The 24067-nt window shown below is 67.3% G+C and carries 21 protein-coding genes, 7 tRNA genes and 1 pseudogene; 21 read left to right on the top strand and 8 right to left on the bottom strand.

The genetic code is table 11. The features are described 5' to 3' along the window. The first annotated feature begins 44 nt into the window (after window positions 1-44). The 4 genes from ACV229_RS36370 to ACV229_RS36355 all read left to right on the top strand — a co-directional run bounded on the left by ACV229_RS36370 (window position 45) and on the right by ACV229_RS36355 (window position 4686). Window positions 45-1088, top strand: coding sequence for a microcin C ABC transporter permease YejB (locus tag ACV229_RS36370; RefSeq protein WP_448087890.1), 1044 nt, complete (start codon window positions 45-47; stop codon window positions 1086-1088). A gap of 66 nt (window positions 1089-1154) precedes the next feature. Next, window positions 1155-2252 (top strand): ABC transporter permease, encoded by a 1098-nt coding sequence (locus ACV229_RS36365; protein WP_448087889.1) that lies wholly within the window; start codon window positions 1155-1157, stop codon window positions 2250-2252. Beyond that, a complete protein-coding gene (locus tag ACV229_RS36360) occupies window positions 2249-3871 on the top strand; it encodes an ABC transporter ATP-binding protein (protein WP_448087888.1) in 1623 nt (540 codons plus the stop codon). The genes ACV229_RS36365 and ACV229_RS36360 overlap by 4 nt, the downstream gene beginning before the upstream one ends. Window positions 3872-3999: 128 nt before the next feature. Then, a complete protein-coding gene (locus ACV229_RS36355) occupies window positions 4000-4686 on the top strand; it encodes a C40 family peptidase (protein ID WP_448087887.1) in 687 nt (228 codons plus the stop codon). 153 nt (window positions 4687-4839) lie between these two features. On the opposite strand, the gene ACV229_RS36350 is transcribed toward ACV229_RS36355, so the two are convergent. After that, window positions 4840-5859 (bottom strand): patatin-like phospholipase family protein, encoded by a 1020-nt coding sequence (locus ACV229_RS36350; protein ID WP_448087906.1) that lies wholly within the window; start codon window positions 5857-5859, stop codon window positions 4840-4842. Window positions 5860-6030: 171 nt separating this feature from the next. On the opposite strand from ACV229_RS36350, the gene gltX reads away from it, so the two are divergent. The 9 genes from gltX (at window position 6031) to ACV229_RS36305 (ending at window position 9457) form a co-directional block, all read left to right on the top strand. Continuing rightward, window positions 6031-7440, top strand: coding sequence for a glutamate--tRNA ligase (gene gltX / locus ACV229_RS36345; protein ID WP_448087886.1), 1410 nt, complete (start codon window positions 6031-6033; stop codon window positions 7438-7440). A 117-nt stretch (window positions 7441-7557) separates the two neighbouring features. After that, window positions 7558-7633: transfer RNA gene (locus ACV229_RS36340), tRNA-Ala, on the top strand. A 135-nt stretch (window positions 7634-7768) separates the two neighbouring features. After that, window positions 7769-7844 (top strand) — tRNA-Glu (locus ACV229_RS36335). Between the two features lie 81 nt (window positions 7845-7925). Further along, window positions 7926-8002, top strand: a tRNA-Asp gene (locus tag ACV229_RS36330). A 63-nt stretch (window positions 8003-8065) separates the two neighbouring features. Continuing rightward, window positions 8066-8141: transfer RNA gene (locus ACV229_RS36325), tRNA-Glu, on the top strand. A gap of 81 nt (window positions 8142-8222) precedes the next feature. After that, window positions 8223-8299 (top strand) — tRNA-Asp (locus tag ACV229_RS36320). 63 nt (window positions 8300-8362) lie between these two features. After that, window positions 8363-8438, top strand: a tRNA-Glu gene (locus ACV229_RS36315). A gap of 73 nt (window positions 8439-8511) precedes the next feature. After that, window positions 8512-8588, top strand: a tRNA-Asp gene (locus ACV229_RS36310). A gap of 404 nt (window positions 8589-8992) precedes the next feature. Continuing rightward, window positions 8993-9457: a GNAT family N-acetyltransferase gene (locus ACV229_RS36305; RefSeq protein ID WP_448087885.1), complete on the top strand. Its 465-nt coding sequence runs from the start codon at window positions 8993-8995 to the stop codon at window positions 9455-9457. A gap of 15 nt (window positions 9458-9472) precedes the next feature. Here the strand turns inward: ACV229_RS36305 and ACV229_RS36300 are convergent, their stop codons facing one another. Beyond that, window positions 9473-10339, bottom strand: a complete 867-nt coding sequence (locus tag ACV229_RS36300; protein WP_448087884.1) for an AraC family transcriptional regulator — start codon at window positions 10337-10339, stop codon at window positions 9473-9475. 142 nt (window positions 10340-10481) lie between these two features. Between ACV229_RS36300 and rraA the strand changes: the two are divergent. Both rraA and ACV229_RS36290 read left to right on the top strand, forming a co-directional pair. Then, a pseudogene (gene rraA / locus ACV229_RS36295) lies at window positions 10482-10835 on the top strand (ribonuclease E activity regulator RraA); the annotation flags it as partial. A gap of 35 nt (window positions 10836-10870) precedes the next feature. After that, a complete protein-coding gene (locus ACV229_RS36290; protein WP_448087883.1) occupies window positions 10871-11290 on the top strand; it encodes a gamma-glutamylcyclotransferase family protein in 420 nt (139 codons plus the stop codon). Window positions 11291-11438: 148 nt separating this feature from the next. On the opposite strand, the gene aceB is transcribed toward ACV229_RS36290, so the two are convergent. Beyond that, entirely contained in the window at window positions 11439-13031 is a 1593-nt protein-coding gene (gene aceB / locus ACV229_RS36285; protein WP_448087882.1) for a malate synthase A, read from the bottom strand. A 67-nt stretch (window positions 13032-13098) separates the two neighbouring features. Next, window positions 13099-13857 (bottom strand): haloacid dehalogenase type II, encoded by a 759-nt coding sequence (locus ACV229_RS36280; protein WP_448087881.1) that lies wholly within the window; start codon window positions 13855-13857, stop codon window positions 13099-13101. Window positions 13858-14014: 157 nt separating this feature from the next. On the opposite strand from ACV229_RS36280, the gene ACV229_RS36275 reads away from it, so the two are divergent. Beyond that, a complete protein-coding gene (locus ACV229_RS36275; RefSeq protein WP_448087880.1) occupies window positions 14015-14917 on the top strand; it encodes a LysR family transcriptional regulator in 903 nt (300 codons plus the stop codon). 249 nt (window positions 14918-15166) lie between these two features. Further along, window positions 15167-15601 (top strand): universal stress protein, encoded by a 435-nt coding sequence (locus ACV229_RS36270; protein ID WP_124598642.1) that lies wholly within the window; start codon window positions 15167-15169, stop codon window positions 15599-15601. A 234-nt stretch (window positions 15602-15835) separates the two neighbouring features. Here ACV229_RS36270 and aceA read toward each other — a convergent pair whose 3' ends face one another. The 3 genes from aceA to ACV229_RS36255 form a co-directional block, all read right to left on the bottom strand. Next, complete coding sequence (gene aceA, locus ACV229_RS36265; protein WP_448087879.1) at window positions 15836-17143, bottom strand: isocitrate lyase; 1308 nt, start codon at window positions 17141-17143, stop codon at window positions 15836-15838. Between the two features lie 389 nt (window positions 17144-17532). Beyond that, entirely contained in the window at window positions 17533-19071 is a 1539-nt protein-coding gene (locus tag ACV229_RS36260; protein WP_448087878.1) for a DEAD/DEAH box helicase, read from the bottom strand. 347 nt (window positions 19072-19418) lie between these two features. Beyond that, entirely contained in the window at window positions 19419-19688 is a 270-nt protein-coding gene (locus ACV229_RS36255; protein WP_448087877.1) for an acyl-CoA-binding protein, read from the bottom strand. A 148-nt stretch (window positions 19689-19836) separates the two neighbouring features. On the opposite strand from ACV229_RS36255, the gene tsaB reads away from it, so the two are divergent. Genes tsaB through ACV229_RS36235 form a run of 4 tightly spaced genes read left to right on the top strand, consistent with a single transcriptional unit; the run spans window position 19837 to window position 23195 of the window. Continuing rightward, window positions 19837-20604, top strand: a complete 768-nt coding sequence (gene tsaB, locus ACV229_RS36250; protein WP_448087876.1) for a tRNA (adenosine(37)-N6)-threonylcarbamoyltransferase complex dimerization subunit type 1 TsaB — start codon at window positions 19837-19839, stop codon at window positions 20602-20604. After that, window positions 20601-21098, top strand: a complete 498-nt coding sequence (gene rimI / locus ACV229_RS36245) for a ribosomal protein S18-alanine N-acetyltransferase (RefSeq protein ID WP_448087875.1) — start codon at window positions 20601-20603, stop codon at window positions 21096-21098. The genes tsaB and rimI overlap by 4 nt, the downstream gene beginning before the upstream one ends. Beyond that, entirely contained in the window at window positions 21085-22236 is a 1152-nt protein-coding gene (locus tag ACV229_RS36240) for a uracil-DNA glycosylase family protein (protein WP_448087874.1), read from the top strand. The genes rimI and ACV229_RS36240 overlap by 14 nt, the downstream gene beginning before the upstream one ends. Further along, entirely contained in the window at window positions 22233-23195 is a 963-nt protein-coding gene (locus ACV229_RS36235; protein ID WP_448087873.1) for a DUF1853 family protein, read from the top strand. The genes ACV229_RS36240 and ACV229_RS36235 overlap by 4 nt, the downstream gene beginning before the upstream one ends. Before the next feature lie 19 nt (window positions 23196-23214). On the opposite strand, the gene thiD is transcribed toward ACV229_RS36235, so the two are convergent. Next, the gene (gene thiD, locus ACV229_RS36230; RefSeq protein ID WP_448087872.1) at window positions 23215-24024 is read right to left on the bottom strand and encodes a bifunctional hydroxymethylpyrimidine kinase/phosphomethylpyrimidine kinase; all 810 of its coding nucleotides are present in this window, start codon (window positions 24022-24024) and stop codon (window positions 23215-23217) included. Window positions 24025-24067: the final 43 nt, after the last annotated feature.

Genomic DNA, 24067 nt, shown 5'->3' with positions numbered 1-24067 from the left:
GTCCAATCGTTGCCTATCTGTCTTTCGATCGCGAGTCGACGCCTATGTGGAGCTATATCCTCAAACGCCTGCTGCTGATGATCCCGACGCTCGTCGGCGTGCTCACGCTCACGTTCGTCGTGATCCAGTTCGTGCCGGGCGGCCCCGTCGAACAGGCCGTGCAGGAACTGCGCAAGGGGGCGACGGAGCAGGGCGCGGTGCCGTTCGGGATGCGCGCGCATACGGGCGTCGATCCGCAGCAGATCGCGCAGCTGAAGGCGCTGTACGGCTTCGACAAGCCGCCGCTCGAGCGCTACGTGCTGATGCTGAAGCGCTTCGCGCGCTTCGATCTCGGCGACAGCTACTTCCGCCACCAGAGCGTGTGGTCGCTGATCGTGCAGAAGCTGCCGGTGTCGATCAGCATCGGGCTCTGGACGTTCTTTCTCACCTACCTGATCTCGGTGCCGCTCGGCATCGCGAAGGCGGTGCGCAACGGCTCGCCGTTCGATGTCGCGACGAGCCTGATCGTGCTCGTCGGCTATGCGATTCCGGGCTTCGTGCTCGGTGTGCTGCTGCTCGTGCTGTTCGGCGGCGGGTCGTTCCTGCAGCTGTTTCCGCTGCGCGGGCTCACGTCGGACAACTTCGCCGGGCTGTCGACGTTCGGCAAGATCCTCGACTACCTGTGGCACATCGCGCTGCCGATCACCGCGTCGGTCGTCGGCAGCTTCGCGGTCGTCACGATGCTGACGAAAAACGCGTTCCTCGACGAGATCCGCAAGCAGTACGTGCTGACCGCGCGCGCAAAGGGGCTCGCCGAGCGCAGCGTGTTGTGGAAGCATGTGTTCCGCAACGCGATGCTGCCCCTCATCGTCGGGTTCCCGGGCGCGTTCATCGGCGCGTTCTTCACCGGCAGCCTGCTGATCGAAACGCTGTTCTCGCTCGACGGCCTCGGGCTGCTGTCGTACGAATCGGTCGTACGGCGGGATTACCCGGTCGTGCTCGGCACGCTGTATCTGTTTACGCTGATCGGGCTCGCGACCAAGCTGATCTCCGATCTGTGCTACGTGTGGGTCGACCCGCGCATTCAATTCGAAAACCTGGAGCGCTGATATGAAACAACGCCGACACGCGCTTCGCCCGCCGCGTTTCGACGAGGACGCCCGCGGAGGGTGCGCATGAGCCAGGCCGCCGTGTCGTCCCGCCTCGACGCCGCGCGCGCACGCGTGTCGCCGTCGCCCGCGCGCCGCGTGTGGCGGCGCTTCACGCAGCAGCGCCTCGGCTACTGGAGCTTCGTGATCTTCATCATCGCGTTCGCGGTGGCCCTCGCTGCGCCGCTGTGGTCGAACGACAAGCCGCTCGTCGTGCGCTACGACGGCCACTACTACTTCCCGATGTTCCATGCGTATCCGGAGACGACCTTCGGCGGCGATTTCCCGACGCCGGCCGACTACCTCGATCCGTATGTCCGCAAGCGCCTCGAGACGCCCGGCAACTTCGTCGTCTATCCGCCGAACCGCTACCACTACGACACGCTGAACTACTTCTCGACCGTGCCGAATCCCGCGCCGCCGTCGCGCGAGAACTGGCTCGGCACCGACGCGCAGGGGCGCGACCTGCTTGCGCGGCTCGTCTACGGGTTTCGCGTGTCGGTCGAGTTCGGGCTGGTCCTGACGCTGATCGGCACGATCCTCGGGATCGCCGCGGGCGCGGTGCAGGGTTTCTTCGGCGGCCGCATCGACATCGTCGGGCAGCGACTGATCGAGATCTGGAGTTCGCTGCCGGAGCTGTACCTGCTGATCATCTTCGCGTCGATCTTCGAGCCGAGCTTCCTGCTGCTGATCGTGCTGCTGTCGCTGTTCGGCTGGATCGGGCTCGCCGACTACGTACGCGCCGAGTTCCTGCGCAACCGCACGCAGGACTACGTGCGCGCGGCGCGCGCGATGGGGCTGTCGAACTGGCAGATCATCTGGCGCCACGTGCTGCCGAACAGCCTGACGCCGGTGATCACGTTCCTGCCGTTCCGGATGAGCGGCGCGATTCTCGCGCTCACGAGCCTCGACTTCCTCGGGCTGGGCGTGCCGCCGCCGACGCCGAGCCTCGGCGAGCTGCTCGCGCAGGGCAAGGGCAACCTCGACGCATGGTGGATTTCGCTGTCGACGTTCGGCGTGCTGGTCGCGACGCTGCTGCTGCTGACCTTCATGGGCGACGCGCTGCGCAATGCGCTCGACACGCGGATGGGCGACGCCGTGCAGGCGGCGGGAGGCCAGCGATGAGCGCGGCGCAGATGCCGCCGCCGGACGAGCCGCTGCTGTCGCTCGAGCGCCTGCAGGTGCGCTTCGGCGACACCGTCGCGGTCGAGGACGTGACGCTCGCGATCGGCCGCGGCGAGCGCGTGGCGCTCGTCGGCGAGTCGGGTTCGGGCAAGAGCGTGACCGCGCTGTCGATCCTGCGGCTGCTGCGCGAGGCGGAGGTGGGCGGCACGATCCGCTTTGCCGGCCGGGATCTCGCGGCGTGCAGCGAGCGCGAGATGCGCGGGCTGCGCGGCTCCGACATCGCGATGATCTTCCAGGAGCCGATGACGGCGCTCAACCCGCTGTATACGATCGGCTCGCAGATCGGCGAGACGATCGTGCTGCACGACGGCGTGTCGGCCGCCGAGGCGCGCAAGCGGGCGATCGCATTGCTCGAGCGGACCGGGATCGCCGAACCGGAGAAGCGCGTCGACAGCTATCCGCACCAGTTGTCGGGCGGCCAGCGGCAGCGCGCGATGATCGCGATGGCGCTCGCATGCCGGCCGCGCCTGTTGCTCGCCGACGAGCCGACCACCGCGCTCGACGTGACGATCCGCGCGCAGATCGTCGAGCTGCTGCTCGAATTGCAGCGCGACGAAGCCGAAAAGCGCGGCATGGCGATCCTGCTGATCACGCACGACCTGAACCTCGTGCGGCACTTCGCCGACCGCGTCGCGGTGATGGAGCGCGGGCGGCTCGTCGAAAGCGGGCCGGTCGAGCGGATCTTCGCGGCACCCGAGCACCCGTACACGCAGCGGCTGCTGAACAGCCGCCCGCAGCGCGCGGTGGTGCCGGTGATGCCGATCGCGCCCGTGTTGCTCGACGCGCGCCACGTGACCGTGCAGTTCGCCCGCAAGCGGCCGGGCATCGCGGGCTGGTTCCGCTCCGCGCCGGTGACGGCGGTGGCGGACGTGTCGGTGTCGGTCCGGCAGGGCGAGACGCTCGGCGTCGTCGGCGAGTCCGGTTCCGGCAAGTCGACGCTCGCGATGGCACTGCTCGGGCTGCAGCGGACCGCGCAAGGCGAGATCGAATTCCAGGGGCGCGCACTGTCGAGCTATCGCGGCCGCGAGCAGACCGCGCTGCGTTCGAACATGCAGGTCGTATTTCAGGATCCTTTCAGTTCACTGTCGCCGCGCCACACGATCGAGCGGATCGTCGGCGAGGGGCTCGAACTGCATCGACCGGACCTGTCGGCCGACGCGCGGCGCACGAAGTCGCTCGCGGTGCTGCGCGAGGTCGGCCTCGACCGCACCGTGATGCACCGCTATCCGCACGAGTTCTCGGGCGGACAGCGGCAGCGCATCGCGATCGCCCGCGCGCTCGTGCTGGAGCCGCGCATCCTGATCCTCGACGAGCCGACGTCGGCGCTCGACGTGTCGATCCAGCAGCAGGTGCTGAAACTGCTCGCGAATTTGCAACAGAAATACAACCTCGGCTACGTGTTCATCAGCCACGACCTGGAGGTGATCGGCGCGATGGCGCACCGCGTCGCGGTGATGCAGGGCGGGGCGATCGTCGAGGCGGGCGACGTCGCCGAGATCTTCACCAATCCGTCACATCCTTACACACAAAAGCTGTTGAAAGCGGTCTGGAAAGCGTGATAGGCGTCCAATGGTCTGAGTATCTCGATTGTATTTTTTAATTTGTTTTGACAAACGATTACGCGCTGGCTAGTATCGACCGAAATTTTCCGCCAATCAGCTGATTTTTAAGCACAATCCATCGACCAATGCAGCACCGATCCCTGACCCAGGCATGCGCGCGCGCCGTCGCCGGGATGTTCATCGGCGTCCTGTTCGCTGCAGCTCCCGGCGCGTTTGCCGACGAAGCAAGCAGTTTTAACCAGAATGCCGCATTTTCGACTCAATCCGGGTCGACTTCCTCCCAGAATTCCGCAACCAGCGCGCAGCCGTCGGCTTCGACGGGCGGCGCGAAGTCGTTCCTGTCCGGCATGGCCGGCAAGGCGGGCGACGTCGTCGTCAGCGCGCTGAACATGATCGGGGTCCGCTACCGCTGGGGCGGCAACTCGCCGGATTCGGGCCTCGACTGCAGCGGCTTCGTACGCTACGTGTTCCAGGACACGCTCGGCATGTCGCTGCCGCGCCGCGCGGAAGAGATGAGCCGGGTCGGCGAGAAGGTCCGGATGAGCGAGCTGAAGCCGGGCGACCTCGTGTTCTTCAACACGATGCGCCGCACGTTCTCGCACGTCGGGATCTACATTGGCGACAACAAGTTCGTGCATTCGCCGTCGACGGGCAGCACCGTGCGCGTCGACGATCTCGATAGCGGCTACTGGGAAAAGCGCTTCACCGGCGCGCGCCGGATCGAGTCGCAGTTCCCGATGAAGGCCGACGATCTGCGCCAGCGCGTGCGTGCGACGATCGGCGACGACACGGCGAACAACGGCAGCAACTGAGCGTTCCCGGCAGTCGGATCCCATCGAACCCTGTCGCCCGAAAGGCGACGGGGTTTTTTGTTTTGGGGCGTCGCTGACGCGCCGATGCGCCGTCTCGGCCGCCGGCCAAGGCGCGCGCTGCGGCTGGCGCGCGTGCCTTCGCTGCGGCGATGCTCACGCGGTCGCCGTGCGGGCCGCCGCGAGCTTGCGCTGCAGTTCGGGCATGATGCGCGCGACGGCTTCCTCGCCGGCGAGGATCGCTGCGTTGCGCTGGTTGAAGTCGCTGCCGCCCATCGCATTGAGGTTCGGGCGGATCACGACGTCGGCGTACTTGTCGAGCTCGTAGGTCTTGATCGTCTGGCCCATGATCGTGAAGGTCTGCAGCAGCATCTCGATCGGGTTGTTGGTCGCCGCGCCGTCCGGGCGTGCCGAGATGTCGACCGCGATCACGAAGGTCGCGCCCATCTTGCGCGCGTACGACGCAGGCACCGGGCTCACGAGGCCGCCGTCGACGTACTCGCGGCTGCCGATCTTTACCGGCTCGAACACCGATGGCACGCTGCACGACGCGCGCACTGCGAGGCCCGTATTGCCCTGCTGGAACAGGATCGGCTGGCCGTTCTGCAGATCGGTCGCGACGACGCCGAGCGGTTTCGCCATCTTCTCGATCGGCCGGTTGTTCAGCGACTTATTGATGAAGTTCTGCAGCGCGACGCCCTGCAGCAGGCCGCGCGAGCGGAACGGCAGCGCCCAGTCGCTGATCGCGGACTGGTCCATTTCGAGCGCGAGCTTGTTGATCTGCAGCGCGCTCATCCCGGACGCGTAGAGCGCACCGACGACCGAGCCCGCGCTCGTGCCCGCGACGAGTTCGACCGGGATGCCGCGCGCCTCGAGTCCCTTCAGCACGCCGATGTGCGCGAAGCCGCGCGCGGCGCCGCCGCCGAGCGCGATGCCGATCTTCACCGGTTTCTCGGTCGGCGTGGCGGCATTCTCGGGGCGGCTCTTGCCGCCGATCGACGTGCAGGCGGCGAGGCTGGCGGAAGCGCACGCGATCGTGAACTGGCGGCGCGACAGGCGAGGGGACGACATCGAAGGTTCTCCAGCATCGGGCGGCGGGCGAGGGCCCGCCGCGGCGGTAGGTTCCGGGCGGCGGCGCGGCAGGTTCCGCGCGGCCGGCGCGGCGCCGGCAGGCAGCCGCGGCGCGCACATCATAAAGCAAGCGGCGCGCTTGGCGCGATGGGTGGCGCGAGTATAATTCCGGCTTCGCTCCGTTCCGGGCGTCGCCGGCCCCGTTGCAGCTTCGGGCAGCCGCCGCCGATCCCGCGTCGAATCATTCATGCGCCTCAGGCGTTCGAGTTACCTTTTATGACCCGTCCAGTCCGTACCCGCTTCGCGCCGAGTCCCACCGGCTTCATCCACCTCGGCAACATCCGCTCCGCGCTCTATCCGTGGGCGTTCGCCCGCAAGATGAAGGGCACGTTCGTGCTGCGCATCGAGGATACCGACGTCGAGCGTTCGTCGCCGGAAGCGGTCGACGCGATCCTCGACGGGATGAAGTGGCTCGACCTGGCGTTCGACGAAGGCCCGTTCTACCAGATGCAGCGGATGGACCGCTATCGCGAGGTGCTCGCGAAGATGCTCGAAGACGGCCTCGCGTACCCGTGCTACATGTCGACCGACGAACTGGACGCGCTGCGCGAGCGCCAGCGCGAGGCGGGCCTGAAGCCGCGCTATGACGGCACGTGGCGTCCGGAGCCGGGCAAGGTGCTGCCCGAGCCGCCGGCCGGCGTGACGCCGGTGCTGCGCTTCCGCAACCCGCTGACGGGCACCGTCGCGTGGGACGACGCGGTGAAAGGCCGTGTGGAGATCTCGAACGAGGAGCTCGACGATCTCGTGATCGCGCGTCCGGACGGCACGCCGATGTACAACTTCTGTGTCGTGGTCGACGATCTCGACATGGGAATCACGCACGTGATCCGCGGCGACGACCACGTGAACAACACGCCGCGCCAGATCAACATCCTGCGCGCGCTCGGCGGCGAGGTGCCCGTGTACGCGCACCTGCCGACGGTGCTGAACGAGCAGGGCGAGAAGATGAGCAAGCGCCACGGCGCGATGAGCGTCATGGCGTACCGCGACGCGGGCTACCTGCCGGAAGCGGTCGTGAACTACCTTGCGCGCCTCGGCTGGTCGCACGGCGACGCTGAAATCTTTTCGCGCGAACAGTTCGTCGAATGGTTCGACCTGGAGCACCTCGGCAAGTCGCCGGCGCAGTACGACCACAACAAGCTGAACTGGCTGAACAACCACTACATCAAGGAAGCGGACAACGCGCGCCTCGCCGGCCTGTCGAAGCCGTTCTTCGTGGCGCTCGGCATCGACGACGCGGCGCTTGCGAGCGGCGCGGACCTCGACGCGGTGATCGGCCTGATGAAGGATCGCGCGTCGACGCTGAAGGAACTCGCTGAGGGCGCGGCCATGTTCTACCGCGTGCCGGCGCCGGAAGCGGACGCGATCGCGCAGCATGTGACCGGTGCGGTGCGGCCGGCGCTGGCCGAACTGGCGGCTGCGCTGAAGACGGTCGAGTGGACGAAGGAGGCGATTTCGGCCGCGCTGAAGGCGACGCTCGCCGCGCACAAGCTGAAGATGCCGCAACTGGCGATGCCGGTGCGCCTGCTGGTCGCGGGCACGACGCACACGCCGTCGATCGACGCGGTGCTGATGCTGTTCGGCCGCGATGTCGTCGTATCGCGCATCGAGGCCGCGCTGGCCTGAGATTCGTGCATTCGCGAAGCCGTCGGCGGACGGCTTCGCAAGAAATTTTGCTCGAATCGCAAAAAAGGTATTTACAAGTTCAAAGACGGTCCATATAATCTCATTTCTGTTCTGCAAGGGGGTATAGCTCAGCTGGGAGAGCGCTTGCATGGCATGCAAGAGGTCAGCGGTTCGATCCCGCTTACCTCCACCAACAGAACAAACAAATCGCGTCGCGAAGCAGGATAGTAAAAAATGCTTCACAAAACGATTTAAAGCAGTTAGAATTTCGGTCTTCGCTGTTGACGAAAAATTAATAGCGGAAACCAGACAGATCTGAAAAGATTTTGTCCCCTTCGTCTAGAGGCCTAGGACATCACCCTTTCACGGTGAGTACAGGGGTTCGAATCCCCTAGGGGACGCCAGATTAAGCGGCGTTTCGATAGAAGTGTCGCAAAGCTTGCAGGAACGTAACCGACGTCCTGCGGGTTAGGGTGAAGAAAGCTGGAGCGGTAGTTCAGTCGGTTAGAATACCGGCCTGTCACGCCGGGGGTCGCGGGTTCGAGTCCCGTCCGCTCCGCCAGAACAAAGCCCGCTCAAGGTGTTGTTGAGCGGGCTTTCGCATTAAAGGTGTAAGCAGTACGTTGTCCCCTTCGTCTAGAGGCCTAGGACATCACCCTTTCACGGTGAGTACAGGGGTTCGAATCCCCTAGGGGACGCCAGATTCAGCGGCGTTTCGGTAGAAGTGTCGCAAGGCTTGCAGGAACGTAACCGACGTCCTGCGAGTTGGGGTGAAGAAAGCTGGAGCGGTAGTTCAGTCGGTTAGAATACCGGCCTGTCACGCCGGGGGTCGCGGGTTCGAGTCCCGTCCGCTCCGCCAGAACGAAGCCCGTTCAAGACGTCATTGAGCGGGCTTTTGCATTAAAGATGTAAGCAGTATGTTGTCCCCTTCGTCTAGAGGCCTAGGACATCACCCTTTCACGGTGAGTACAGGGGTTCGAATCCCCTAGGGGACGCCAGATTTCGGCGTCGTTCGAACAAACGATGCGCCGGCAGGAAGTAACCGACGCCTGCCAGGCAAGCAGCAAGACTGGAGCGGTAGTTCAGTCGGTTAGAATACCGGCCTGTCACGCCGGGGGTCGCGGGTTCGAGTCCCGTCCGCTCCGCCAGGAAATGAAAAAGCCCGCCTTGTGCGGGCTTTTTCATTTGCGTTTCCGGTTGCGCCCGTTGGCGGGCGCGTGACTGCGGAGCGGAGGAAGCCGCCTGCGCGGCTTCCGGCGGGACTCGAAGGGGTGCGCGTGCACGCGCATCCGCGGCCTGCAGGATGTAGGCGAGTCCCGTCCGCTCCGCCAGGAAATGAAGAAGCCCGCCTTGTGCGGGCTTTTTCATTTGTGTTTCCGGTTGCGCCCGTTGGGGCCATACGCGTGTCCGGTTCCTCGCCGAAGACGATACCCGCTCGGGTGCCGGTTCGAACGGGTGTTCGTCACTGGCGCGCCCGCGATGCGCGAAAATCGCGATTGCATCCGGGCCGGACTGCGCTATCGTGGCGGAATGCGTCCTTGATCATCGTGCGATGCTCGATCCCACCGACCTGCGAATCCTGTATCAGCTCCGCCCCGCGGAGCCCGGCGATTTTCCGTTTGCCGAAGCGCTGACGCACGGCAACATGGGCGGCTATTACAAGCGCCACGGGCTCGTATGGCGCAGCGACCTGTTCTACGCGAGCTGGCGCGAATCGGAGAATTTCATTCTCGAGGCAGACGGCGAGCGTATCGGCGTGCTGCGCGTGACGGAAGAGGGCGACTCGCTGCATATCCGCGACGTGCAGATCGCGGCCGGCCATCGCGGCCACGGCGCGGGCACCTATCTGCTCGAGATGTCGCACCGCTGGGCGAAGGCGCGCGGGCTGAACGAGCTGCAGCTGCGCGTGTTCGTCGACAATCCCGCCGCGCGGCTGTACCTGCGCATGGGCTATCGCGTCGCCGGATCGCGGCTCGCGCAGCTCGGCTCGATCCGGCACATGGTCCGTTCGGTCTGACGCGCGGGGCCGGTGTCAGACCGGCGCGCCGTCCGGCGGCGCCTCTTCCGCTGTCATGCCTTCCGCGCCGCGGTGTTCGTGACCGCGCAGCATGAACGCGCGCGGGCTTTCGCCGAACGCGCGGCGGAACATCGCGGAGAATGCGCTCTGGCTCTGGTAGCCGAGTTCGCGCGCGATATGCGACAGCGGGCGCCCCTGGTTGAGCAGCGGAATCGCGCGCGCGAGCAGCGCCTGCTGCCGCCATTGCGAGAAGCTCACGCCAAGTTCCTGCTTGAACAGCCGCGAAATCGTGCGCGTGCTCGCGCCGACCTCGCTTGCCCAGTGCTCGAGCGACTCCGCGTGCGCAGGCTGGGCGATCACCGCTTCGCACAGCGTGCGCAAACGCTTCTCGACCGGCATCGGCACCGCGAGCGGCAGCGGCTCGGCGTGACCGAGTTCGTCAAGCACCAGCGCGCAGAGCATGCGTTCACGCGTCGCGCTCAGGTCGTGGGCATCGAGCGCGACGATCAGCTCGCGCAGCAATCCCGTTACTTCGACGACACGGCACGCATCGAGCCCGTCCGGCACGATCGACTCGTCGATGTACAGCGTGCGCAGATAGGCATCCTCGACGATCACGACCTCGTGCGTCACGTGCGGCGGCACCCAGATCGCGCGCGACGGCGGCACCATCCATGTCGTGCCGCTCGTCGTCACGCGCAGGACGCCTCGTGACGCGTACGCGAGCTGCGCCCAAGCATGCGTGTGGAGCGGGATGCGCACGCTGGCGGGGAGCGGACGCGCGCGTACGCGCATCGGATGGCCGGGGGTCGGCGCGAATTCCGGCGGAATGTCGATGACGTCGTAATGGGCGGACGCGTCTGCTTGGGCGGACGGATTCATGGGTGATCGGGTGGCGCGGCGGCGATGCCGCTATTGTAGAAGGGGCCGCGCGAGGGCACGCGGCGGTTTTTTGGGTCGATAATGACTCGCTTGAATGAACGTTGTATGGGGCCAGCGAGTACTGTGCGGGGCGAACCAAGTCGAGGACAACACGCTCGTGCGCGCAGCACTCGAGCTGGACGGCGCAGGCCGCGTGCTGGTCGTCGACGGCGGCGGCAGCCGGCGGTGCGCGCTCGTCGGCGGCAACCTGGCCGCGCTGGCCGAGAAGAACCATTGGGCCGGTATCGTGGTCTATGGATGCGTACGCGACGCGGCGGAACGGCGCGCGTGCAACGTCGGCGAGCTGGCGCTCGCGACGCATCCGCGCAAGAGCGACAAGCGCGGCGCCGGCGAGCGGGACATTCCCGTCACGGTGCTCGGCACGCGGATCGCGCCCGGAGAATGGATCTACGCCGACGAGAACGGCGTGCTCGTCAGCGCGACGCCGCTGACCTGACACGGCAACACACGAATCAAGGAGGGAGAAACACGATGCGCCACGTATTCGTCTATGGCACGTTGAGAGCAGGCGAGGCCAACGATATCGGCAGCGCGGCTGCGCGGCACGGCATCGCGGTGCCGACACTCGTCGGCGCCGCCGCGTTGCCGGGCGAACTGTACGACTTCGGCACGTATCCGGGGATGGTGGCCGCGGGAGACGGCAAGTCGCTCGTCTGGGGCGATGTCTATGAAGTCGACGAGCGGCTCGTGCCCGTGCTCGACGAGATCGAGCGCGTCTATCCGGGCGTCGACAGCCTGTTCAAGCCCGAGACGGCGACGGTCGAACTCGGCGGCCGGCAGTACACGTGCGTGTATTACCCGGTCGCGGCGCACGCGGTGTCGGACAAGCCGCGCATCGCGTCGGGCGACTGGGTCCAGCATCGGCGGGAACGCGAAAGTCTGAGCGCGTGACGGTCGACGCCGCATGAAAAGAAGGCGCCCAGCGATTCGCTGGGCGCCTTCTTTCATTGCATCGGGCCGCGCGCGAAGCCAGCCAAGCGTCGCGTCACCTCGCGCGCTCGGCCGCGTCGGGCTGACCGGCCGTATCCGACCGGCCTGGTCAGATTTCTTCGTAGAGCGGCAGCGTCAGGAATTCCGTGAAGCCTTCGGACGTCGACATCTGCTCGAAGATCGCCGCGGCGCGCTCGTACGGCTGCGTATCGCCGCCGACCGACTGCTTCACGTTCTCGAGCTCGGTCTTTGCGTAGCCGCGCACGAGTTCCGCCGTCACCTTGCGGCCGTCGTCGAGCACGCCCTTCGGCGAACGGATCCACTGCCACACCTGCGAGCGGGAGATCTCGGCCGTCGCCGCGTCTTCCATCAGGTTGTGGATCGGCACGCAGCCGTTGCCCGCGAGCCATGCGCCGAGGTAGTGGATGCCGACGTTGATGTTGTTGCGCAGGCCCGCTTCGGTGATCGGCGCTTCCGGCTGGAAGTCGAGCAGGTTCTTGCCTTCGACCTGCACGTCGTCGCGCTGCTTCGCGATCTGGTTCGGCTTGTCGCCGAGCACCTTCACGAACTCTTCCATCGCGATCGGCACGAGGCCCGGGTGCGCGACCCAGCCGCCGTCGTAGCCGTCGGTCGCGTCGCGCTGCTTGTCCGAACGCACGCCGCCCATTGCCTTGTCGTTCGCTTCCGGATCGTTCTTGATCGGGATCAGCGCGCTCATCCCGCCGATCGCCGGCGCGTTGCGCTTGTGGCAGGTCTTCAGCAGCAGCAGCGCGTACGCACGCATGAACGGTACCGTCATCGTGATCTTCGAGCGGTCCGCGAGGCAGAAGTCGCGGTCGTTCTTGAACTTCTTGATCGCGGAGAAGATGTAGTCCCAGCGGCCCGCGTTCAGGCCCGAGCTGTGCTCGCGCAGTTCATACAGGATCTCGTCCATCTCGAACGCGGCGAGGATCGTCTCGATCAGCACGGTCGCACGGATCGTGCCGCGCGGGATGCCGATCGCTTCCTGCGCGGCGACGAAGATGTCGTTCCACAGGCGCGCCTCGAGATGGCTTTCCATCTTCGGCAGGTAGAAGTACGGGCCCGAGCCGCGCGCGATCAGTTCCTTCGCGTTGTGGAACAGGAACAGCGCGAAGTCGAAGATGCCGCCCGACACGCGCTGGCCGTCGACCGTCACGTGCTTCTCGTCGAGGTGCCAGCCGCGCGGACGCACGATCAGCGTCGCGACCTTGTCGTTCAGCTTGTACGACTTGCCGTTCTGCTCGAGCGAGATCGTGCGGCGCACCGCGTCCTTCAGGTTGATCTGGCCGTCGATCTGGTTGGTCCAGCTCGGCGCGTTCGAATCCTCGAAGTCCGTCATGTACGAATCGGCACCCGAGTTCAGCGCATTGATGATCATCTTGCGCTCGACCGGGCCGGTGATCTCGACGCGGCGGCACTGCAGGTCCGCGGGTAGCGGCGCGACCTTCCAGTCGCCTTCGCGGATGGCCTTCGTTTCAGCCAGGAAGTCCGGGCGCTCGCCGGCGTCGAGGCGCTTCGTGCGCTCGGCACGTGCCTGCAGCAGGGCGTGGCGACGCGGTTCGAACGTGCGGTGCAGCGCCGCGACGAGCGCGAGCGCGTCGGGCGTCAGGATCGCGTCGTAACCCGGCTGGATGTCGCCGGTGATCGCCATGCCTTGCGGCAGCGTGATCGGGGTGCTCATGAGTCTCATCTCCTTGGTCGGTCAGTTGCGGTTTCGGTGAAGGGGGAAGGCGGCAGCGATGCGAACGTCATGCGCCCGGGCTGGGACGCCTGCGGTTTGCGTGCTTGCCGGACGGAGCCGGGGTGGCGAGGAAAGCGAGCAGGTCGGCCATGCCGGTGCCGGCGCCGTCGGGCGGCGTGCCGAGCTCCTCGGCAGGGGCGCCCGTGCGGTTGAGCCAGAACGTCGTGTAGCCGAACCAGGCGGCGCCCGTCACGTCCCAGCCGTTCGACGACACGAACACGATGTCGCGCGGGTTCGGCCCGAACGCGGCAGTGCCGAGCGCATAGGCGGCGGGGGACGGCTTGTACGCGCGCACCGCGTCGACCGACAGCACGCGATCGAACAGGCCGGTCATGCCGGCGCTCTTGACCGCGATGTCGAGCATCTGCGGGTTGCCGTTCGACAGGATCGCGAGTGACGGACGCGGGTCGAGCGCGCGCAGCTTGCGCAGCGCGGGCACCGTGTCGGGATAGGTGGACAGGCACGCATATTCGTCCATCAGGCGTTTCTCCGCGGCGCTGTTGAGCGCGAGGCCGAGCGAGCGCGCGGCGAACCGCAGCGCGTCGAGCGTGATGTCCCAGAACGGGCGATAGCGGGCGCCGGCCGGATCGGCGAGCGTGCGCAGCTGCGAGTATTCGATTTGCTTGCGTCGCCACAGCTGCGACAACCGTTCCCCGTGGCCGGGGAACATCTGCTCTGCCGCGGCCATGACCGCGTGCACGTCGAACAACGTGCCGTATGCGTCGAAGAGGATGGCGTTGGGAGAGAGTGTCGTTGTGGCCGACATAGCCTTGCGCTCCAATATCAGAGGTCGGAAACGATTTTATTCGTGATCACTAGTACCAAAAAAGACGCTAAACATCACTTGATCTTTTACTTTCATATACCTAATCTGGAGCCGCTTCAGTCAATATGACGGGCGGCGTCTGCCGTCCCGACGACTCATGGACCGGTTCAAACAGATCGAAACGTTCGCCGCGGTCGCGGTGAAAGGCAGCCTGTCGGCGGCCGCGCACGCGGAAGGCGTCGCGCCGGCGATCATCGGCCGCCGGCTCGACGCGCTCGAGGAGCGGCTCGGCGTGAAGCTGCTCGTGCGCACGACGCGCAAGCTCACGCTGACCTTCGAAGGGTCGGCGTTTCTCGAAGACTGCCAGCGCATCATCAACGACATGCAGAACGCGGAGGCGAGCGTGTCCGCGGGCGGGGTCAAGGCAAGCGGCCACTTGCGCATCTCCGCGCCGGCCGGTTTCGGCCGGCGGCACGTTGCGCCGCTCGTGCCCGAATTCAGCTGCGCCCATCCGGACGTGTCGGTCACGCTCGACCTGTCCGACCGGATGGTCGATCTCGTCAACGAGGGCTTCGACTGCGCGGTTCGGCTCGGCGAATTGCCCGATTCGTCGCTCGTGTCGCTGAAGCTCGGCGAAAACCGCCGCGTGTGCGTCGCATCGCCGGCGTATCTCGCGCGGCGCGGCACGCCGGCCACGCTCGCGGAGCTCGCCCGGCACAACTGCCTCGCGCTCGCGGCCAACGCGAACCAGCAACGCGGCTGGGCATTCCAGGAAGACGGCAAGGTCGTGTCGATCCGCGTGAGCGGCATGATGGAATGCTCGGACGGCGCGGTGCTGCACGAGTGGTGCCTGGCCGGCCACGGGCTCGCGTGGCGCTCGTGGTGGGAGGTCGGCGAGGACATCGCCGCCGGCCGGCTCGTCAGCGTGCTCGACGCGTTCGCAGCGCCGCCGATCGGCATCCACGCGGTGTTTCCGCAGCGCCGGCATCTGCCGCTGCGCGTGCGGCTGTTCCTCGACTACCTGAAGCACACGTACGAACGGCCCGGCTACTGGGGCTAGGCGCCGGTCGGGCGCGGCGCGGTCCGCCGCACGCGGGAGGGCGGCGGGCCCGGGCGATGCGCGGCGCTCGACCGCGCACGAGCCGGGCGCGGCTTCGTCGCCCGGGTGTTTCCGATATGAGGACGAACCCGCTGCCGGAGCCGGGCGCGCCGATTCGCACACTACAATCGAGACAGGTACACCGGATGCGCGACGGCCGCGGCGTGCGGCGGCGCGCCGCGCCGGGTGCGAATAACGATGGAGGGCGCGATGTTCAAGCACATCCTCGTACCGACCGACGGTTCCGACCTGTCGAAGAAGGCGATCGATGGCGCGATCGATCTCGCCCGCGCGGTCGGCGCGCGCGTGACGGCCTATGCGTGCCTGCCGCAATATCCGTACTCGCCGTTCTCGGAGGTGATCATCGAGCCGCCGGCCGATTTCCGGGCGCGCAGCGAGCGCGAGGCGCGCACGCACCTCGACGAGGTCGAATCCGCCGCGCGGCAGGCGGGCGTCGACTGCGACACCTGGACGAGCGTGCATCCGTCGCCGTACCTCGGCATCATCGAAGCGGCCGAACGCGGCGGCTGCGACGTGATCTTCATGGCGTCGCACGGGCGCCGCGGGCTCGGCAGCCTGCTGATCGGCAGCGAGACGCAGCGCGTACTGACTCATACGAAAATTCCGGTGATCGTCTATCGGTAGGCCCTGCGCGTGCTCACGCTGCATGGGCGACCGGTCCATCGGCCGAAGCCGAAAAGAAGGCGCGCCGGGCAGGCCCGGCGCGCGTTGTCGTGTGCAGCCCGCAGGCTGCGCGGCCGGTCGCGCGACGGATGTCGCGCGCCTGCCGTCTCCTCCCTGATCCTTGTGCGTGATTCGGGTGCCGATGCCGCGCCGTCGCATGACCGGCGGGCATCGGCGTGACGCCCGCAAGGCGTCCTAAGCGACCTTCTTGCCGTCGAAGAACTGCTCGTCTTCGGTCGAGCCGTGCAGCGCGGTCGTCGACGCTTCGCGCTCGACCGTCTGCGTCACCGCGTCGAAGTAGCCGGTGCCGACCTCGCGCTGGTGCTTGACCGCGGTGAAGCCCTTGTCCGCTGCCGCGAACTCGGCCTGCTGCAGTTCGACGAACGCGCTCATCTGCGTGCGGGCATAGCCGTGCGCGAGGTTGAACATCGAGTAGTTCAGCGCATGGAAGCCGGCCAGCGTGATGAACTGGAACTTGTAGCCCATCGCGCCGAGTTCCTTCTGGAACTTCGCGATCGTCGCGTCGTCGAGGTTCTTCTTCCAGTTGAACGACGGCGAGCAGTTGTACGACAGCATCTTGCCCGGGAACTGCTTGTGGATCGCTTCCGCAAACTTCTTCGCGTACTCGAGATCCGGCTTGCCCGTTTCGCACCAGATCAGGTCGGCGTACGGCGCGTACGCGAGACCGCGCGAAATCGCCTGCTCGAGGCCCGGCTTCGTGCGGAAGAAGCCTTCGACCGTGCGCTCGCCCGTCAGGAACGGCTTGTCGTTGTCGTCGATGTCGGACGTGATCAGGTCGGCCGCTTCCGCGTCGGTACGGGCGACCAGCACGGTCGGCGTGCCCATCACGTCGGCCGCGAGACGCGCTGCCGACAGCTTCGCGACGGCTTCGCGCGTCGGCACGAGCACCTTGCCGCCCATGTGGCCGCACTTCTTCACCGAAGCGAGCTGGTCTTCGAAGTGGACGCCCGAGGCGCCGGCCTCGATCATCGCCTTCATCAGTTCGAACGCGTTCAGCACGCCGCCGAAGCCGGCTTCCGCGTCGGCAACGATCGGCGCGAAGAAGTCGACGTAGCCTTCGTCGTCCGGGTTCTTGCCTTCCGACCACTGGATCTGGTCGGCGCGCGTCAGCGTGTTGTTGATGCGCTTGACGACCTGCGGCACCGAGTTCGCCGGGTACAGCGACTGGTCCGGGTACATTTCGCCCGCGAGGTTCGCGTCGCCCGCGACCTGCCAGCCCGACAGGTAGATCGCCTTGAGGCCGGCCTTCACCTGCTGCATGGCCTGGTTGCCGGTCAGCGCGCCGAGTGCGTTGACGAACGGTTCGTTGTTGATCAGGGTCCAGAGCTTTTCCGCGCCGCGCTTCGCGATCGTGTGCTCGACCTGGATCGAGCCGCGCAGGCGGACCACGTCATCAGCCGAGTAGCTGCGCTTGATGCCCTTCCAGCGCGGATCGGTTTCCCATTGCTGTTGCAGTTCCTGTGCCTGTTGCTGACGCGACATGATGTGCTCCTCGAATGGTGTTGCCTGAATCGGTGTGAATCGAACGGGGGTGATGCTGTTCACGAAGCCGGATGTGGTGCGTTTCGTTTCGTGAAGTCTTGTATAAGAGTCTAGGCAAATCGAGGATCGCGAAACAGAGGCGCTCTCAGGAAGTTTTGAAAATTTTAATCGTTATTAATCAAATGCTTGTGGTGATGATTTCGAGATAAGAAATGCATTTTTCCATCCTGCAATGGCCCGGGTTGTGCCACGCAACATGATTTTTCACGGCACAAAAAAATTTTTCGTATCGTGAAAAGGCGGCGGGGGCGAAAAAAAACCGGCGCGGGTGCGCCGGTTGCGTATTGCGGGGCAGGTGACGGACGGCCGACGAGGCCGCCCGCGCGCCATTACGACGCCGAATTGCTGCGGCGCGGGCCGCCGCGCTGGCCGTCGCTGCGGCGGTTGCCGCCGTCGCGGCTGCCGCCCGGCTTGCCGCTCCAGCCGCCGTTGCCGCCGCCGTAGCTGCGGCCGCCGCCATTGCCGTGGCCGCCGCCCGGCTTGCCGCCGAAACGGCGACCGCCGTTACCGCCGCCCGGACGGCCGCGGCCGCCGTTGCCGCGATCGCCGCGCGGCGGCGCCTTGCGGGGCTCGAAGCCTTCGACGACGTTGACCGGCAGCGGCGAACGCACGAAGCGCTCGATGCGCTTCAGCGCGCCTTGCTCGGCGTGATGCACGAGGCTCACCGCGGTGCCCGAACGGCCCGCGCGACCAGTACGGCCGATCCGGTGCACGTAGTCTTCCGCGAACTTCGGCAGGTCGTAGTTGAACACGTGCGTGATGCCGGGAATGTCGATGCCGCGCGCCGCGACGTCGGTCGCGACGAGCACGCGGACACGGCGCTCGCGCAGCGCGCGGATCGTGCGGTTGCGCGCGCCTTGCGGCAGGTCGCCGTGCAGCGCGGCCGACTCGAAGCCTGCGTCGGCGAGGCGGCCGGCGAGCTGGTCGGCGTCGATCTTGGTCGCCGTGAAAATGATCGCCTGGTCGAGCGCGCTGTCGCGCAGCAGGTGATCGAGCAGGCGATCCTTGTGGTCACGGTCGTCGACGTAGTGCACGGTCTGCGCAATGTTCGCGCGCGACTCGAGGCGCTGCTGGATCTCGATGCGTTCCGGATCCTTCAGCAGGCGGCTCGTCAGCGAACCGATCTTGCCGTCGAGCGTCGCCGAGAAGAGCATCGTCTGGCGCGATTCAGGCGTCGCGTCGACGATCGTCTCGATGTCGTCGATGAAGCCCATGTCGAGCATGCGGTCGGCTTCGTCGAGCACGAGCATCTTCAGCTCGGACAGGTCGATGCGGCCACGCTCGAGGTGATCGAGCAGGCGGCCCGGCGTCGCGACGAGGATTTCCGGGTTCTTCGCGAGCAGCATCAGCTGCTGGCCATAGGCGACACCGCCGAGGATGCTGACCGTGCGCAGGCGCTTCAGGTGCTTGCCGTAGGTCGATGCGGCCGTCGTGACCTGCATCGCGAGTTCGCGGGTTGGCGTCAGCACGAGGAGGCCCGGGCGCGCGACCGGTTGCGGACGGCGGACACGGCGATCACCGTTGTTCGGTTCGCGCGGCGCGCGCGGCTGTTGCGCCTGCGCCTTCTGCAATTGAGCGAAGCGCTCGATCGCGGGCAGCATGAACGCGGCCGTCTTGCCCGAACCGGTCGGGCTCGACACCAGCAGATCGCGGCCGGCGATGCCGGCCGGAATCGCGCGCTGCTGGACCGGCGTCGGCTTCTCGTAGCCGGCGGCCTGCAGCGCGGAGACGATCTCCGGCGACAGCCCGAGCGACGCGAAGGTCGGCTCGTCGGCAGCCGGCGCGGCTGCAGTCTGCGCGGCGTCGTCGAGACCGAGTGCCTTGTCGGCGGTCGCGTTGAGGGGGCTGGTGGAAATGCTCGAAGTCATAACAATCCTTGAAACACAGTGGGTGAAACGTCGGCGCCAATCGCGCATGCCCAAGTTGTCGGATTCAACGAGCAAATCGGAAAACGGGTGCAATCCGCCAGTCATGAGGCGGATGAGGCTAGAAGCTGTTTTGGGTGCGGCGTGCGATGACAGCGTTGCCGCCAGCCTGATAATTGACGGCCGCAAGAGCCGAAGCAGGAAGGGGACAGGTTCTAAACCGGATTGGAGCTTAACGCTACGAGGCGTCTGGCCGGATCGGCCAGTTGGCCGGGCGCGGATGTGACGCAGCCAGCATTATAGAGACTTTTGCTGCGCTGCGCCACTGCCCGTGACACGGTGGGGCGCGATCAGGCTGCCGTGCCGTTCTTCAGCGAGTCGACGAGCGCGATGTATTGCTGCTTCGCCGCATCCTGCGACGTGCCCTTCAGCGCTTCCCATGCGTCGTACTTGTACTTGCCGACGATGTCGGTGAAGCCCGGCTTGTCGCCGTGCGCGTCGCCGTCGGTGGCTTGCTTGAAGAGCGCGTAGAGGCGCAGCAGGGTCAGGTTGCCCGGACGCTCGGTCAGTTGCTTGACGTCGACCTGGGCCTGGTCGAATTGCGTGGTGAGTTCGCTCATCGGGTGTCTCCGGTAAGGGTTTCGAGTCGGGCGATCTTAACAAGCGGACCGGCGCGCGGGGTCGAGCGATCCTTCCAAACCGCCGCGGGCGTTGACGGCACGTCGCGATACGCCGGGATCGCCCGTGGGAGCGGGGCGCCGCATTACAATGTCGGCCATGACGCAAACAGTGCTCCTCGCCATCGATACGTCGACCGAATACTGCTCGGTCGCGCTGCTGCGCTCGGCTACGGCCGAATCCGCGGCTTCCTCCCTGCAAAGCTGGGTCCGCCACGAACTGACGGGCGCCGTGTCGAGCACGCGCGTGCTGCCGGCCGTCCAGGAACTCTTCGCCGAATCCGGGCTGACGCTCGCCGATTGCGATGCGATCGCCTTCGGCGCGGGCCCCGGCTCGTTCACGGGCCTGCGCACCGCGACCGGCATCGCGCAAGGCCTCGCGTTCGGGCGCAGTCTGCCGGTCGTGCCGGTCGGCACGCTGCTCGCGTGCGCCGAGCATGCGCGGCTGCGCGCGCCGGGCACCGCGCGCGTGCTGGCTGCGCTCGATGCGCGGATGGACGAGGTCTACTGGGCCGATTTCGCGTGGGACGACGCTGCCGGCGACTGGCGCACGCTGCATCCGGCCGCGCTCGATGCGCCGGGCGCGGTCGGCGTGCCCGACGCGCCGTTCACGCTCGCGGGCAACGCGGCTGCCGCGTTCGGCGCGCAGCTGCCGGCCGTCGCGCGCGCTGCGGCGGTCGACGGCGACGCAATGCCGCATGCGCTGGCGGTTGCGCACGCGGCGTTGCGCGCGTATCGGGCCGGGCGTACGGTGCCGGCCGAGCAGGCCGCACCCGAGTACGTGCGCGACAAGGTCGCGCAGACGACCGCCGAGCGGATGGCGGCGCGGGCTGCACGACCGGGCGGAGCGCAGGAATGACGGGTGTACTGCTGAGCGACCGGTATCTGTCGCCGATGACGGACGCCGATCTCGACGAAGTCGTGGCGATCGAGCACGCCGCCTATGAATTCCCGTGGAGCCGCGGCAATTTCGAGGATTCGCTGCGCAACGGCTATTTCGGCTTGTGCCTGCGTCACGTGACGGGCGCGCTCGTCGGCTATTGCGTGCTGATGCCCGTGATCGACGAGATGCATCTGCTGAACCTGTGCGTCGCGCCTGCCGCGCAATGCACGGGCGCAGGCCTTGCGCTGCTGCGCGAGGCCGTGCGCGTTTCGCAGGCGGAACGCCTCGACGGCGTGCTGCTCGAAGTGCGGCCGTCGAACCCGCGGGCGATCCATCTGTACGAGCGCTTCGGCTTCGTGACGATCGGGCGGCGCAAGAACTACTATCCGGCGCGGCATCGCAGCCGGGAAGACGCGATCGTGATGCGTCTGACGCTGAACAAGGACGGAGGCGCGCATGGCGTGGGCTGAAGCGGCACTCGAGGAAATGGGGCTCGCGCATCGCTGGGTCCGGCGCGGGCTGCATGCGGGCGACGCGCCGGCAGCGGCCGGGCAGGATGCGCTGACGGAGGCCGCAGGCGCGCAGGCCGATACGCGTGCGCGGACGGCGGACAAGGCAGCCGTGGCGCGCGAGGCCGTTCCTGTAGCGGAGCACGCCGCATGGCCGGCTGACGGGCCGGCGAACGCGCCTGAACCGGACGTGCGGGCGAGCGCGGCGGCGATGGTGCACGAACCGGACATGAATTCGGCCGACGACGCGGCGCAGGCGCGCGGCACGCAATCCCCTGCCGCCACGCAGACGTCCGAAGTGCGCGCGCAAGCGGCCCCTGTCGGCGATGCCCGCGCGACGACCTCGAAGCACGAACCCGCGATGCACACAGGCGCGTTCGCACCGCCCGACGACGCGCCCCCGCTCGGCGACGACGATTTCGCGTGGTTCGACGCCGCGCCGCCGGGCGATCCCGCGCCGGTCGCCGACCTGCGCTCCACCGAGACGCCGGTGGCCGAACTCGACTGGGACGCGCTTGCGGCACGCGTGGCAGACTGCACGCGCTGCCGGCTCTGCGAGAAGCGGACCAACACGGTATTCGGCGTCGGCGACCGCGAGGCCGACTGGATGCTGATCGGCGAAGCGCCCGGCGAAAACGAGGACAAGCAGGGCGAGCCGTTCGTCGGCCAGGCGGGCAAGCTGCTCGACAACATGCTGCAGTCGCTGTCGCTCAAGCGCGGCGACAATGTCTATATCGCGAACGTGATCAAGTGTCGGCCGCCCGGCAACCGCAATCCGGAGCCGGATGAAGTCGCGCGCTGCGAGCCGTATCTGCAGCGTCAGGTCGCGCTCGTGAAGCCGAAGCTGATCGTCGCACTCGGCCGCTTCGCCGCGCAGACGCTGCTGAAGTCCGATGCGAGCATCGCGTCGCTGCGCGGCCGCGTGCATACATACGAAGGCGTGCCGGTGATCGTCACCTATCACCCGGCGTATCTGCTGCGCAGCCTGCAGGACAAGTCGAAGGCGTGGGCCGATCTGTGCCTCGCACGCGACACGTTCCGTGGGGCGGCCGTCCGTGGGGCGGCCATCGGCAGCGCAGACGAGCGGTCCGCGCAATGACGGCCCGCGCGGCGTTGTCGTTCGTCGAAACGCTGCGCGACGCGGCAGTCCGCGATCTGGCGTGGCTGCTGTCGAGCCCGAGCCTGCTGACGGCGGCGCCCGGCGCGCCGCTCGCGCAGCCGTGGTCCGACGCCACGGAACAGGCGGCCGCAGAGGCCTGGCTGGCCGCGCTCGATGCGGCGCCCGAGCCGCTGCACCGCGCGCTCGAAGGGCTGCGCCCGGTCCGGCTCGGCCGCTATGCGGAATGCCTGCTCGAATACTTCCTCACGCACGGGCCGTCGCTGCGGCTCGTCGCGGCCAACCTCGCGCTGCGCATCAATGGCCAGACGCTCGGCGAGGTGGACTTCCTCGTCGATACGCCCGGCGGTCAGCGCCTGCATTGGGAGCTGGCGGTGAAGTGCTACCTGTGCGCACCGGTGCGCGACGCGGCCGCGCTCGCCGATTTCGTCGGCCCGAATCTCGTCGACCGCTTCGATCGCAAGCGCGGCCGGCTGATCAGCCACCAGTTGCGCCTGAGCGGGCGCGACGGATTCGCGCGGCTCGGATACGGCGCGCTGGCCGATGCACAGATGTTCATCAAGGGATGGCTGTTCTATCCGCACGGTGTGCCGTTGCCGCGCGTCGCCGGCGACATTGCGCCGGTCCACCCGCGCGGCTTCTGGCTGACGCACGCGCAGTGGGCGGAGTGGGCGGCCGCGCAGCCGGCGGATGTCGCGTGGGCCGTGCTGCCGCGGCTCGCATGGCTCGCGCCGCGGCGCATCGCACCGGGCGACGCGGCGCCCGAGCCGTTCGCGGCCACGCACGCGCTGCCGGCAGTGCTGACGGCGCGCCAGGCGCCGGCATTGATCGGCGTCTATGCGCGGGGCGGCGACGGCACATGGCACGAGACCGCGCGCGGGTTCGTCGTGCCGGACGACTGGCCCGAGCAGGCGCAGGCATTCGCGTCGCTGGCCGCCTGACGCGGGCTCCGGCCGGCGCTTACCACCAGCGATGGAAGTGGTGCACGGGGCCGACGCCGTGGCCGACGTCGAGACGGCCGCTTGCGGCGATCGCGCCGGTCAGGTACGCCTTCGCTTCGCGCACGGCGGTCTCGAGGTCCGGATGCCGCGGCAGCAGCGCCGCGATGGCCGACGACAGCGTGCAGCCCGTGCCATGCGTATTGGCGACCGGCACGCGCGCGCCGTCGAGCCGCACGGTGCGCGTCGCGTCGACGAGCCAGTCGGGGCTCGACTGGCTGTCCGGCAGATGGCCGCCCTTCATCAGCACCGCATGCGCGCCGATCTCCAGCAGTGCGCGGCCCTGGCGGACCATTTCATCTTCGGTCGCGGCCTCTGTGTCGCCCAGCAGCGCGGCCGCCTCGGGCAGGTTCGGCGTGACGACCGTGGCGAGCGGCAATAGCTCGCCGCGCAGCGCGTCGACTGCGTCCGGCGCGAGCAGCGCGTGTGCGCTTTTCGAGATCATCACCGTATCGAGCACGACGTAGCGGGGCGCGTAACGGCGCAGCGCGTCGGCGACCGCGCGTACGATCGGCGCGTTCGCGAGCATGCCGATCTTCACCGCGTCGATCCGGATGTCGCCGAACACCGCGTCGAGCTGAGCGGTCACGAATGCCGGATCGGGCGCGTGCACGCCGGTTACGCCGCACGTGTTCTGCGCGGTCAGCGCGGTGATCACGCTCGCGCCGTACGCGCCGAGCGCGGAAAACGTCTTCAGGTCGGCCTGGATGCCTGCGCCGCCGCCCGAATCGGAGCCGGCGATCGTCAGGACGTTGGGGATCGGTTGAGTCATGATGGCAAAGCGCCGGTCCGGGAACCGGCGCGGACAGGCGCGA

The organism is Burkholderia sp. MR1-5-21, assembly GCF_053427715.1.
This window is presented reverse-complemented; position numbering and strand designations above follow the sequence as displayed.

Bases quoted from the DNA above. Each gene is read 5' to 3' on its own strand.
- ACV229_RS36370 (WP_448087890.1), top strand. From the start codon at position 45: ATGTGGAGCTATATCCTCAAACGCCTGCTGCTGATGATCCCGACGCTC.
- ACV229_RS36365 (WP_448087889.1), top strand. From the start codon at position 1,155: ATGAGCCAGGCCGCCGTGTCGTCCCGCCTCGACGCCGCGCGCGCACGC.
- ACV229_RS36360 (WP_448087888.1), top strand. From the start codon at position 2,249: ATGAGCGCGGCGCAGATGCCGCCGCCGGACGAGCCGCTGCTGTCGCTC.
- ACV229_RS36355 (WP_448087887.1), top strand. From the start codon at position 4,000: ATGCAGCACCGATCCCTGACCCAGGCATGCGCGCGCGCCGTCGCCGGG.
- gltX (WP_448087886.1), top strand. From the start codon at position 6,031: ATGACCCGTCCAGTCCGTACCCGCTTCGCGCCGAGTCCCACCGGCTTC.
- ACV229_RS36305 (WP_448087885.1), top strand. From the start codon at position 8,993: ATGCTCGATCCCACCGACCTGCGAATCCTGTATCAGCTCCGCCCCGCG.
- ACV229_RS36300 (WP_448087884.1), bottom strand. From the start codon at position 10,339: ATGAATCCGTCCGCCCAAGCAGACGCGTCCGCCCATTACGACGTCATC.
- ACV229_RS36290 (WP_448087883.1), top strand. From the start codon at position 10,871: ATGCGCCACGTATTCGTCTATGGCACGTTGAGAGCAGGCGAGGCCAAC.
- aceB (WP_448087882.1), bottom strand. From the start codon at position 13,031: ATGAGCACCCCGATCACGCTGCCGCAAGGCATGGCGATCACCGGCGAC.
- ACV229_RS36280 (WP_448087881.1), bottom strand. From the start codon at position 13,857: ATGTCGGCCACAACGACACTCTCTCCCAACGCCATCCTCTTCGACGCA.
- ACV229_RS36275 (WP_448087880.1), top strand. From the start codon at position 14,015: ATGGACCGGTTCAAACAGATCGAAACGTTCGCCGCGGTCGCGGTGAAA.
- ACV229_RS36270 (WP_124598642.1), top strand. From the start codon at position 15,167: ATGTTCAAGCACATCCTCGTACCGACCGACGGTTCCGACCTGTCGAAG.
- aceA (WP_448087879.1), bottom strand. From the start codon at position 17,143: ATGTCGCGTCAGCAACAGGCACAGGAACTGCAACAGCAATGGGAAACC.
- ACV229_RS36260 (WP_448087878.1), bottom strand. From the start codon at position 19,071: ATGACTTCGAGCATTTCCACCAGCCCCCTCAACGCGACCGCCGACAAG.
- ACV229_RS36255 (WP_448087877.1), bottom strand. From the start codon at position 19,688: ATGAGCGAACTCACCACGCAATTCGACCAGGCCCAGGTCGACGTCAAG.
- tsaB (WP_448087876.1), top strand. From the start codon at position 19,837: ATGTCGGCCATGACGCAAACAGTGCTCCTCGCCATCGATACGTCGACC.
- rimI (WP_448087875.1), top strand. From the start codon at position 20,601: ATGACGGGTGTACTGCTGAGCGACCGGTATCTGTCGCCGATGACGGAC.
- ACV229_RS36240 (WP_448087874.1), top strand. From the start codon at position 21,085: ATGGCGTGGGCTGAAGCGGCACTCGAGGAAATGGGGCTCGCGCATCGC.
- ACV229_RS36235 (WP_448087873.1), top strand. From the start codon at position 22,233: ATGACGGCCCGCGCGGCGTTGTCGTTCGTCGAAACGCTGCGCGACGCG.
- thiD (WP_448087872.1), bottom strand. From the start codon at position 24,024: ATGACTCAACCGATCCCCAACGTCCTGACGATCGCCGGCTCCGATTCG.